Below are 13,451 nucleotides of genomic sequence, written 5' to 3' on the forward strand. Positions count from 1 at the left end.
TAATTGTTTATCTTTACTTAATTTACTGCGTTTCATACTTAAATTTTAACAAATTTCAGTTATCTAGGACAGCCCCATATTATATTATTATAATACGATATATTAAGTTAATGTAAGTTATAATTTTATATTTTATAGTTGACAATTTTTATTATTAATAATATAATTGTGTAAGTTATTGGATATAATTGCTTAGCTATAAATATTAAGGAGAGTGCGCTATGAAATTCTATAGAAGTATGCGAGACATTTCTCGCTACCTCATAATCATTTGTCTATTCATATGCTTAGGTTCATTTGCTGTTTATGGACAAAGTTCTAGTATCTATTTAGAAACTAGAGTGCTTTATAACTTTGAAACATTAGATGAATGGCAGCCTATATCAAATGGAAGTCGCTTCATGTTTACAGGCGATAGAACAAATGAAAATGGTGTTGTAATGAAATACCCAAATATGAGATTGTTTGCAACTAAACCTTTTGGTATGGGTAATCAAGGTTACAATTCCACTAATTCATTATCAGTAAGTGTATCATTCTTTAGAAAAGGATACAATTTCTTTGATTTAGTACCAACAGTACAAAAAATTATCCCTGGTAAAGCTCAAACATTTGATGTATGGGTATGGGGTGGAAATTATGATTACACTATGGAAATGTTATTTGAAGATTATCGCGGTTATACTTACACATTGCCTATCGGTTCTTTAAAATATATTGGTTGGAAAAATTTGAGTACAGCTGTGCCTTCTTTTATACCTCAAGAAGAACCTTATGTTCCTAGAGCTAAAGGTTTAAGATTCTTGAATTTCCGTTTCTGGGCTTCACCTGAAGAAAGAGCTGATAACTTCGTTGTATTATTAGACTATTTCCAAACAGTTACAGATACATTTAGAGAAGCTTATGACGGTTCTGATATAGAAACTACTCTTGGTCAGGAAGTAGGTGGAAGTTCTGCAGAACAGTATTCTAACGGCGGTGCAAAAGTTGTGGGCGAAGACGGTGGTACTACTACTACTGGAGATAACAATGCTACTCAACAAGAAGGGCAACAATAAGGTTTAAGAAGGAGAAAAATACAATGAAAAGATTAAGTATTTTGATAACAATGTTGATTTTGACTGTTGCATTCTTGTTATTCGCACAGGATGCAGCACAAGATAATGGTCAGGCAGGAGGAAATAATTTCGTTACTGAATCTTATACTAATTTCTTAATAGATGATTTTGAATTTGCTAATACTTGGCAAGCATCTATGCCTAGAGATTTTGGTGTTATTAGTATAATTCGTCGTGAAGGCGGTCCTGCTGATGTTACTGCTGAAAATGCTGATGCTAATAAATATATTTTAGGTGCTAAAGTAGAGTATTTCAAAACTGGTTATCCTTGGTTTTCTGTTACTCCTCCTAGACCTGTAAAAATCCCTGGTTTCACTAAAGAAATTAGTGTTTGGGTTGCTGGAAGAAATCATAATAATAGAATGAGTTTCTATGTTTATGATATTAATGGTAAACCTCAAAATATTGGTAATGAAGCTCTTAACTTTATGGGTTGGAAAAAAATTACTGTACAAGTACCTGCTAAAGTAGAACAAGAAAACTTTAGAGGTCAGGCTGAACAAGGTATTAGCTTTATGGGTATCAATATTAAAGTTGATCCTAGAGATTCTTATGGTAAATATTATATTTACTTCGATAACTTGGAAGCTAGAACTGATATGTATTTAGAAACTTATAAAGAAGCTGATGATCCAATAGATACTTGGTAATTAGAATTCTTTTAGATATAATAAAAGGTGAGGTATTATTGCTACTTCACCTTTTATTTTTTATATAGAGATTTTGGAGAAATTATGATAAATAAACTTCTGCTTATAGGATTTATATTACTTTGTATTTATGCTATTACTACAAGAATAGTTAATAACAGAAAAGACAAAAACAAAGAAGATGAGCATAATAATAAAGATTAATTATTATTTGCTCTTTTATTAATTTTTATTATTTTTCTTTTTCTTATATTATTTTGCTTATTTTTTTTCTGAGATTCTAAATTAACATCCACTAAACTTTTTTCTTTAGTTTCTTTATATTCTTCTGAACTTTCTATTTTTAATATTACTTCACTAACTTTATTTATTTTCCATATTAAACTATCATCTACTACAGGTATTATTAACTGATTGAGATTTTCTTTATCAAAATAAACCCCAGATCCTTGCAAAGAAGCTAATTTTGATACCTTATTAGTATCTATTTTAGAATATTTATCAAGTTTCAAATATATATTATAATGTCCTTCTATAACTGACAATACTCTAACTCTTTTTAATATTACTTTTAATTTAGCTATGTTAAATATGTCTTCTATTTCTTTAGGCATTTTTCCATATTTATCTATCATATATTCTTTAGCAGTATCAATATCTTCATCACTTTGCGAACGCATTATTAATTTGTATACTGATATTTTTTCTTTAGCATCTGATATATATTCATCTGGTATAAATAAATTATGTTTAAAATCTATAACCGTATCAAAAGTAACTTCTTTTATTTCACCTTTATATTCATTAGTAGCCTCTTCAAGCATTTGAGTATAAAGTTCATAACCAACCTGATAAATCATACCAGATTGTTCTTTACCCAATATATTACCAGCCCCTCTTATTTCTAAATCTCTCATTGCTATCTTAAAACCAGCACCCAAATCTGTGTGTTCTGATATAGCTTGAAGTCTTTTGTAAGCTACTTCCGTTAATGCTAAGTTTTCAGGATAAAACATATAAGCATAGGCTTCTCTATCGCTTCTTCCAACTCTTCCTCTTAATTGATAAAGTTCTGAAAGACCTAATTTATTAGCATTATCTATTAATATGGTGTTGGCATTAGGTATATCTATTCCATTTTCTATTATTGTGGTAGATACTAATATATCATATTTATGATTAATAAAATCAGACATAATTTTTTCTAATTGTATGCCTGTCATTCTTCCATGTGCAACACATATAGAAGCTTTTGGGCATAGTTTTTTTATCATCAAAGCAAATGATTCTATTGTATCTATTCTATTATACAAATAAAATACTTGGCCCTTTCTTTTTAATTCTCTCTCTATTGCAGTTACAACAGTGTTTTCATTAAACTCCATTACATAAGTTTTTACAGGTATTCTGTTTAATGGAGGAGTTTCTATTATGCTTATATCTCTTATGCCGGTTAATGCCATATTCAATGTTCTTGGTATTGGGGTTGCTGATAATGTAAGTACATCAGTTTCAAATCTAAGTTTTTTTAAAGCTTCTTTATGTTTTACACCAAATCTCTGCTCTTCATCTATTACTATTAAGCCTAAATTTTTAAACTTAATATCATCAGATAAAAGCATATGTGTACCTATAATGATATCGCAGGAACCATTTGCTATCATTTCTTTGTTTTTTTTGGCTTGTCTTGAAGAGATAAATCTATTTAATACTTCTATACGTACAGGAAAATCTTCAAATCTTTTTTTGGCATTATTATAGTGCTGCTGAGAGAGTATTGTAGTAGGGCAGAGTATTGCACATTGTTTACCCGCCATAACAGCTTTAAATATAGCCCTAAAAGCAATTTCAGTCTTTCCAAACCCCACATCTCCGCAAACAAGCCTATCCATCATCTTGTCGCTTTCCATATCTGATTTTATATCATTAATAGCCCTTAATTGATCAACTGTCTCTTCATAGTTAAAAGAAGCCTCAAAGTCATCTTGCCACTGAGTATCTGGTCCGTAAATATTACCATGAACATTAGAGCGTATTGCATATATTTTTATAAGTTCTCTTGCTGTAGCTAAAGCATCTTCTCTTGCCTTGCTTTTTATTTTATCCCAAGCACTTCCGCCTAATGCAGTTAATTTTGGCTCTTCTCCGCTTCCGGATATATATTTCTGCACAAAGTTCATCTGCTCTACCGGTATATAGAGTTTATCTCCTTTGGCATACTCTAACGTTAAATAGTCTTTTTCTTTTCCATTTGATAGTTTGCGTGTTAAGCCTAAATATTTACCTATACCATAGTTTACATGAACAGCATAATCTCCTATATTTAAATCAACAAATGTTTCTATTATATTTTTATTTACTTTCGGTATCTTTTTTACCCTTTTTCTTTTTCTTCCAAATACTTCCCAGTCTGCTATAAATATTGTTTTTATATCATCTTTAATAAATCCTGATGCAGATTGAGTTGTTATTATATAAAAATCATTTTCATTATTAGAGAAATCAAGCTTTTCTTCATTATCTATTATATTGTTTTCTTCTATTATTTTATTTTCTTCATTAGTGCTTTCTTCTGATGCAATTAATTTTGGCTCTAAATTATCCATTATTTTATAGAATCTTTTTGCCTGGTCATAATGGCTTGTAGAGAGTATAATAAAATAATCTTTCTTTCTATAATCTTTGATATAATCCAAAAACTCTGTTAGCTTTGATTTAAAAGAAACTCCTTCATCAAAACTAAATTTATGAAGATTATTATCAACCACAAAAGGAGATAAATTAATTGCATTTTTTGTAATATCTTCAAAATAATTTATATCTATATAAAGTGAGTTTATATTATCATAAAGAGATTTAAATATATTATCTATGTCATTAAAATTTTCTTCTGTAGTTGATAAAACATTTATTAGCTTATTTTTTAATTTTAAAGCATCATCTGTAAATATGATATTTTTACAAGCATAATCAAATATAGTTTCTAAATCGTTATTAAATACTCCAAGTAAATTTTCATTTCCTGCAAAATATTTGCTTTTTTGTATATTGTCTTTTAATTCATTATCAATATCTTTGTTTAGAACCTCTTCTATAATTGAATCTTTATAAATAGCCTCTCTCACAGGATATATTATAATCTCTTCAATATTTTTATATGACTTTCCATCTTCTATATTAAAAAATCTTATACTCTCAACTTCATCATCAAACAACTCTATTCTAATAGGATTATTATAAAGAATGGAATATATATCTATTATACTTCCCCTCACAGCACAAGTTCCAACCTCAGAAACTTCTCTCTCTATCACATATCCTAAATCATATAAATTAAGCCTTAAAGAATCAATATTTAATTTGTCATTAACTTTTATATTAATTGTATTATTTTTTAATGTTTCTTTGTTTGGCAGTTTTCTTGCGATGGATTTTATTGTCGTTATTAAAATAAATTTATCTTCATTAATTAATTTATATAAAATGCTTAATCTGTCTTGCACTATATCTGTAATAGGAGACATTTTTGTAAAAGGCACACTGTCATAATCTGGAAAATAATAATTCTCAACATTATAAAAGTTTAAAGCCTGACTTAAGAGCATAGCTTCATTTTCATCTTCTTTTATAATCATTAAACTTTTATTTTTATCTTTAAAAAGAGCGGCAAAAAAAAGAGAATCTGCTCCTCCTTTTATGCCTGATATGTTTTTTACAGTATTTAAATCAAAAGACTTGTATTCTTCACTATTTTTTAATTTTTCTATTAAGAGATTTGATATTTCACTATTTTCCATAAACCTAAAAACTACAGTAAATTATTATATTGATAACATTTTACTAAAAATTTTGAATTCTGTCAAAAATTAGTTTTGTATTTTTTAATATTTATTTTTATCATTCATAAACATAATGTTCATTACATAAATTATAATACATACAATCTCTGCATTGGTTTTCACCCGCTATAAAAATTAACTCTCCATCTGCTATATGTCTTAATACCTTATCAAAATAATTATGAAGTATATTCTCTCCATTATATCCTAATATAGTAAGTATTGTTTCTTTATCATCAAATTTTATATAATGCTTTTCTTTATTTACTATGTTTTTTTCTTTGTAAATGCTAAAACCTAATTCGCATTTTTCTAATTGTTTAAATATATCAATATTTTTATCTTGCTTAATTATATATTCTTCTATAGCATATTTTAAGTACAACAAAGGCTGCAAATAATTATTGATTATATCATCATAATTATCATATTTTTTTATTTCTTTGATATTATAATCGCTTCCCTTATAATCTATAATTCTTATTCCATTTATTGTTTTATCATCTCTATAACTTAAATCTATTCTATCTATTCTTCCTTTAATTTTTACATTAAATCCATTATGAGAATAAACATTAATACCCATGAAAGGTTGTTCAAATGCAAATGGTATAAATCCATATTCTTCAATATTTTCTATTTCATTTGATATAAAATGATTCATTATATTAGTTATTTCATATACCATTATTTTTTTGTCTATGTCATCAGTAATTTTATTGCTATTTATTATCGTGTTTTCTATAACTTCTTTTGCTATATTGCTGTAATTATCAAACTCTGAAGTTTTTAGTTTTAAATTATTATATTTATTTTTTATTTTTAAATAAAAGTTATTAAATATTTCATGGTAAATGCTTCCTCTAAGTATTTTATCTATACTAACAGGAGTTGATGATACTGCTTCTATTTTACATTCATCATTATATAAAACCTTAGCAGGGCATTGCATTATATTAAGCAAGTAACTTACACTAATACACTCATCACTAAATAATTTATCTTGTATTATTTTTATTGCGTTATTATTAGCATCATCATAGGTATTTTTATTAATTTTATCATAAACGCTTTTTGTAATTTCTTTTATATTAATTGGAAGGCTATTATTTAAATGTTTATTTTCTAAATTGCAATTTTCTCCTTTAAAAAATAAACTCATAACAGCTTCTTTTGCAGTATGAATATTATCTTCTTCTGCTATGTAGTTTTTTCTATATATAAAAGAGTTAATATCATTAAAATCTTTTATTCCAATTTCTGATGCTATATCTTCTAAATAATAAAATGGTATATCTAAATTGCCTTCATCATCTTTAAACCTAAAAGAAAAATAAACATTGCTGTTATCTTCTAATGAGGAGAGTATATTTAAAAATAAATTATAATACATATCAGATAATAAGCTTTGAGTATTAAATACATGCCTTTTATATTTATTATTAATTTCTTCTCTAATTTTATTGCTCATAAAAAATGTATTTGTCTTTCTCATTAAAAAATCATTATTCATGCCCAATATAAATAAATTTTTTGATTTTATTCCTCTTGCATCATAGAGATTGCTTAATGTTATAGCATCATATTTACTTTTATCTGTTTTTATATAAGTATCTTCTATTAATGTGCTTAGTGCTGAATAGAAATCATAATAATCTATTTTTTCTTCATTTTCAATTGACTGAAGTTTTAGTATTAGTTCTATAAATAAGCTTAATGTATTTTGATGAATGTTAATAATATTATCATCTTTGTAAATTAACTTATTATCAAATATTAAGTCCACTTTTAAAAATTTTAATATTTCTATATATATTATTGCTATATTTTTATAAGTATTTGCATATATTAATTTTTTTAACAGTTCTATGAAATCTAATATAAATTCATTATCTTTTATTTTCTTTATAAAATCATCTAATTGCATAATGCTTACTATTTCTTTATCAGCATATAAAATGTTTCTTATGTTGCAATTATTTATCTCTTCATTTTTATTTATAAATGGAGAGGATAGTATTTTAATCATGTTTTCTACATCAATTTTTATATCATCTTTTTTATCAAGCACAGTAAATACAGACATAAGTACAGGTATAAGAGGCATTTTCCATATAAAATTTCCTCTTCTCTCATTAAAACGAATATTGCATTCTTTTAATCTGTTTACTACAATATCATGATATTTATCAGCATCAGAGTAAATTATACTAATATCATCTAAAGAGATTTTTGATTCTATTAGTTTTACTATTTCATCTAATACAGTATTAACTTCTTGTTTTATTCCGAATGCTGTTATTAATTTTGTATTATTTATATTTTTTTTGTTTATTAATGATTTTGCAAAATTTGATATATTATAAGAAATGATATTATAATCATTAAAATATGGCTTAAAGTTTTTTATGCATTCTTCTGCTATGAATATATTTATTTTTATATTATATGAGTTTTGTATTGCATTCAAAAATATATTATATAAATTTGGAAGGCTTTCAAAGTTGTATACATTTATTTCATCATAATTAATTTTTATTTGTTTATTTTTTACTCCTTTAATAAAGTTTTCAAATGCATCAAATTCATCAATTGCATTAATTGATGCATTTTTAAGTTTATATATTTCTATTATTTTATTTATATCTTTTAAGTGTTCATCATTAAAAATTATTTTTTCGTTATTGCATATTAATTTTGCAAAACTAATCTCTTCCAAAAAAGAGTATAAACTTGAAGCTAATTGATAGGTTATAACTTGTTTAGATAGTATTGAGTTTTTATTTTTTTGTACAAACTCATTTATAGCAGAATGCATATTTACTATTGCAATTGCTTTTTCTAACATACAAACATTATTTTCTAATGTGTATTTTTTTAAAAAGTTATCTATATTATTTTTATAAAATTCATATATTGTTTTGTAATTTGTGATGTCAAGGCTATAATACTCACCATTTTCTTTTATAATATAATTATCTCTTGCTTTAGAGTTTGGAAACAAAAATAATTTATTCATAGTATTCCATAATTTTTATTTATTTTTTTATAATAAACTAAAATAGCATTTAATCAATAGTGCTTTTTTATTGTAGTTGTATGGTATAATTTTTTATGGATATGTAAAGTTTTTATGAATTATTTGACATTATATATTTTATTGCTATAATAAAAACATTATGAAAGTGATTAAATTGTTAAGAAGAATAGATAAAAAAGGTCAAGTAAGCATAAAAGACTATAAAGCTGAATATGTTGAAAACAAAAAAGATAAATTAAGATTTGATAAGATGCTTCATAAAGCAAGTTCTATGGGGCTTATCATAAAGAAAGGTGATGTATTAAAACTTACAAAAGAAGGAAAATACTATTTAGATTCAAGTAGTAATGAAAGAGATACAAAACAGAGTTCAAAAAAACAAGAGTTAAAAAAAGGCTATCCAAAAAAAACATCTAAAAAAGAAAACGGCACTAAAACTAATGTTATAGAAAAGCCGGATATAAAAGTTGAAATAAACAATGCTAAAAAAGATGCAGAGATTGTAGCTAATGCTTATAATGTGCCTACAGAGTTTCCAAAGAAATGTCTTGAAGAGGCAAAGATTCTTCCAGACAGTATGGAAAATGTTGGGCTTGAGTTTGACAGAATAGATTTAAGAGATATAAGAACTGTAACAATAGATGGGGCAGATTCTAAGGATTTTGATGATGCTATAAGTGTAGATAAATTAAATGACGGGTATAAAATAGGCGTGCATATTGCAGATGTAAGTTTTTTTGTAGCTGAAGGGTCTGCATTAGACAGAGAGGCAAGGAAAAGAGGAAATAGCGTTTATTTAATTGATACAGTGTATCCAATGTTTCCGCATGAGCTTTCAAATGGAATATGTTCTTTAAATGAAGGTGTGAGCAGATTCACAATGACAGTGTTTATTAGAATAGACAATAAAGGAAATATAAAAGAAAGCACTTTTCATAAAAGCGTTATAAAGTCAAGCAGAAGATTAACTTACGATTATGCACAAGATGTTTTGGACGGTATAGAACAAGATGAAAATTGGTTATTAGAACTTTTAAAAAATGCTGATGACATAAAAAAAATACTTCTTCAAAAAAGAATAGATAATGGAAGTATAGAGTTTAATCTCAATGAAACACAAATAATATTAGATAAAGGCGGAAATCCGAAAGACTTTTTTATAGGCGAGAGAAAAGAGACTCATAAGATAATAGAAGAGTTTATGCTTCTTGCAAATTGCGAGGTTGCTAAGAGATTAAAAAATATAAAGGGTGCTATTTATAGAGTGCATGACAGTCCGGATTCTGAAAAGTTAGACACATTTAGAAGAATAGCATTTAACAGAGGATACAGACTTACAAGCGACAATGAAGGCAATTTGGATTTTCATTCGTTTATAGAATCTATTATTGGAAAGCCCGATGAAAAACTACTGCTCACTTTACTCTTACGCTCTATGAAGCAGGCTATATATGATGTTAATAATATAGGGCATTTTGGGCTTGGTTTTGAATATTATACTCACTTCACTTCGCCAATAAGAAGATATACAGATTTACTCACTCATAGACTTTTAAAACTATCATTAGAAGGTGCTCAAAACATGAAACCTTCTATGCAAAAGATGTTTGATAATTGTGCTAAATGGTGTTCTAAAACAGAGAGAGTTGCTGTGGAATGCGAGAGAAGTTTGTATAAAGTAAAAGCTGCAAGATTTATGAAAGAGAAAGTGGGCAAAGAATATAACGGCATTATAAGCGGCATCACTAAATTTGGCATATTTGTTGAAATAGAAGATAGAGGAATAGAGGGCTTAATAAGATATGCAGATTTGAGGCATCATTATCATTATGATGAAAATGAGCAGACAGCATACAGCAATGAAGAAGCTAAATGGTATACTCTTGGAGATAAAATAAGAATAGTTGTTCATAGGGTTAATATAGAAGAGCTGTTTATAGATTTTTTGCCTGCAAGTGAATTTGACAATGCATTAGATGACAGAGATATAATAGACAGCAGAGATTTTTTAAAGAAGAAAGGTAAAAATAAAAAAGAAATATACTCAAGAAAATCTAAACCATTAAAAAACAAAAGCAGAAAAGAAAAAAAGAAATCTAAAAAGAAAAGATAACACTTGATTGCTATTTATAATTATTGACAATGAATTGAGAATGAATATTTTTCAATATACAATCAAATTGGTTTTAAGGCATGGGGGTATATATGAAAAAAGTATTTATTATATTATTATTGTTTAATATTCTTTTGTATTCTAAAACTTTAGATGAATCGTTATTTTCTGCTGTAGAAGATAATAATATAAAAAAAGTTAAATCATATTTAGAGCAAGGTGCAAACTGTAATGCATTAGATTCTTATAATAGAACGGCTTTAATAAATGCTTCTGTATGCGGATATGATGATATAGCAAAACTGCTAATAGAAGAAGGTACTGATGTGAATATTCAAGATAAAGCAGGTGCTACAGCATTAATGTATACTGTTAGAAATACAAATTATGAAATGGTTGAATTTTTATTAAAAAATGGTGCTGATGTAAACATTAGAGATATAACAGGAGAAACTGCATTATATTATAGTATTGAGCATAATAGTTTCGGACAAGAAAATGAAACAGAAAATGCTATAAAAATACTTAATTTATTAATAAAATACGGTGCTGATGTAAATACTAAAAACGATGAAGGAACATCTCTTCTTGATGTATCCTATAGAAGTTCAAAATCTGAAAATAAAGAAATGTTTAAAATATTAGTTGAAAATGGTTTTGATTTAGAATCAAGAATAAATGATGATGATTCTGATTATACTCCTTTAATGATTGCTGTTTATAAAGAAGACTATGATATGGTTAAATATTTGCTTGATAAAGGTGCCAATCCTAATGCAGTAAATAATGAAAATAAAACTGCTTTAATGATTGCTAATGATGAAGGAAATAATAATATTGCAAAATTAATTATAGAACAAGGTGCCAATATAAACACACAAGATGAAGATGGCTGTACAGCATTAATGACAGCTGCTCTAATAGGAGACTATGAAATGGTTAAATTTTTATTAGAAAATGGTGCTGATATAAATACTAAAGACAATGATGGAAACACTGTATTGTATTATAATATTTACTATGATCATTATGGAAAAGAAGAAATGCTAGAAAATGCTAAAAAAATATTTAATTTATTAATAAAATACGGTGCTGATGTAAATACTAAAGACAATGATGGAGCATCACTTCTTGACATATCTTATAGACCTTCAACAGCATTGGTACAAAATAGAGAAATGTTTAAAGTATTAGTAGAAAATGGTTTTGACTTAGAATCAAGAATAAAGGGTGGGAATGATTATCCTACTGATTATGATTATACTCCTTTAATGATAGCAGCTTTAAAAAATGACTATGATATGGTTAAATTTTTAGTTGAAAAAGGTGCTGATGTAAATGCCAAAACACATTTTGAATATAGCTCAGTAGAAACTCCCCTATTACTATCATTAGATTATGAACATATTGACTCTAGATATGATGAAAATTCATCTGTTGCAGAATTTTTAATAAATAACGGTGCTGATATAAATGTAAAAAATAATCATGGAGAGACACCTTTAATGTATGCTTCCAAACTTCATAATATAAAAGTGGTAGAACTTCTAATACAAAAAAATGCTGATATAAATGCTTTCAATAATTATGGAAATACAGCCTTAATGTATGGTGTAAATAATTTAGAAACAGTAAAATTATTAGTGGAAAATGGTGCAGATGTAAACTTTTATAAAGGAGGAAGTACTGCTTTAATATCAGCATGTGAGTATAGTCCTGAAAGAAATATAGATGTAATAAAATATTTAGTTTCAAAAAATGCCAATATAAATGCCCAAGATAATGAAGGAGACACAGCTTTAAATAAAACTCTTGATACTTTAGATGAAGGCAGTATTGATATATTAGACTTTGAAATAGCTAATTTTTTAATAGAGCAAGGTGCTGATGTAAACATAAAGAATAAACGAGAATATACTCCTTTAATATATCTTGGTATGGGTGAAGGTAATTTTAATAATAAAAGTTTTCAGGAATATCGTATAAAATTAGCTGAAGTTTTATTAGAAAAAGGTGCAGATATTAATGCAAAAGATTATAATGGATACACTTCTTTAATTTGGGCTTGTTCATCATCAGGATCAAGGTTTGCTGAACCATTTGTTAAATTTTTAGTAGAAAAAGGAGCTGATGTAAATATTAAAAATAACTATGGAGATACTGCTTTAGATATAGCAGAGCATCTTAAACTTAGAAAACTTGTAAGTATTTTAAAAAAAGCTCAAAGAACTCAAAGAAAATAGAAAGATAATAAGGAGTTTTTTATGTCAGATTTAGTAAAAGAAAAACCAGTAATTGAAGAAGTACAGAGAAGATATAGTAACTTTATCAAAGATAGATTAATGATGAACGAGTATGATAAGAGAGAAGCGTATTTATATGGCAATCAAATAATGCTTGAAGAAGAGAGAAGATTAGAAATTAAATAGGGCATAGAGCAAGGCAAAAAGGACAAAGCTATATCTATAGAAAGAAATTTAAAAAAATCTGCTATAGATATAAAAGTTATTAGTGAAAACACAGGCTTGAGCATAGAAGAAATAAAAACTTGTAAACGCTATAAGAAATATTTTGCTTTATGAACAATTTTTTGTAACAATAAGTAAAAAATCTCGGGGCTGTCCTAGATAACTAAAAAAGCTCCTTTTTTGCTAAATTATATATAATTTCCAATTGTTTTTCAACTTTAGG

General features: G+C 26.6%; 6 protein-coding genes and 1 pseudogene. 5 read left to right on the top strand and 2 right to left on the bottom strand.

The window, feature by feature from the left end; genetic code table 11:
- The first annotated feature begins 221 nt into the window (after nt 1-221).
- A complete protein-coding gene (locus Q0H31_RS11160) occupies nt 222-1,058 on the top strand; it encodes a flagellar filament outer layer protein FlaA (RefSeq protein ID WP_295298207.1) in 837 nt (278 codons plus the stop codon).
- A 23-nt stretch (nt 1,059-1,081) separates the two neighbouring features.
- On the top strand, nt 1,082-1,768 hold the full coding sequence (locus Q0H31_RS11165; protein ID WP_295298208.1) for a flagellar filament outer layer protein FlaA: 687 nt from the start codon (nt 1,082-1,084) through the stop codon (nt 1,766-1,768).
- A 200-nt stretch (nt 1,769-1,968) separates the two neighbouring features.
- On the opposite strand, the gene mfd is transcribed toward Q0H31_RS11165, so the two are convergent.
- Both mfd and Q0H31_RS11175 read right to left on the bottom strand, forming a co-directional pair.
- The gene (mfd, locus tag Q0H31_RS11170; protein ID WP_295298210.1) at nt 1,969-5,565 is read right to left on the bottom strand and encodes a transcription-repair coupling factor; all 3,597 of its coding nucleotides are present in this window, start codon (nt 5,563-5,565) and stop codon (nt 1,969-1,971) included.
- 100 nt (nt 5,566-5,665) lie between these two features.
- Complete coding sequence (locus tag Q0H31_RS11175; protein WP_295298212.1) at nt 5,666-8,626, bottom strand: PD-(D/E)XK nuclease family protein; 2,961 nt, start codon at nt 8,624-8,626, stop codon at nt 5,666-5,668.
- A gap of 160 nt (nt 8,627-8,786) precedes the next feature.
- Here Q0H31_RS11175 and Q0H31_RS11180 point away from each other — a divergent pair, with 160 nt between their 5' ends.
- From Q0H31_RS11180 to Q0H31_RS11190, 3 genes and pseudogenes are all read left to right on the top strand, one after another.
- Entirely contained in the window at nt 8,787-10,760 is a 1,974-nt protein-coding gene (locus Q0H31_RS11180; protein WP_295298213.1) for a ribonuclease R family protein, read from the top strand.
- A 92-nt stretch (nt 10,761-10,852) separates the two neighbouring features.
- Nucleotides 10,853-13,003 (top strand): ankyrin repeat domain-containing protein, encoded by a 2,151-nt coding sequence (locus Q0H31_RS11185; protein WP_295298215.1) that lies wholly within the window; start codon nt 10,853-10,855, stop codon nt 13,001-13,003.
- Nucleotides 13,004-13,342, top strand: a pseudogene (locus tag Q0H31_RS11190) (hypothetical protein); the annotation flags it as partial.
- Between the last annotated feature and the right edge of the window lie 109 nt (nt 13,343-13,451).

It is taken from the genome of uncultured Brachyspira sp. (assembly GCF_934747485.1).
Lineage (GTDB): Bacteria > Spirochaetota > Brachyspiria > Brachyspirales > Brachyspiraceae > Brachyspira.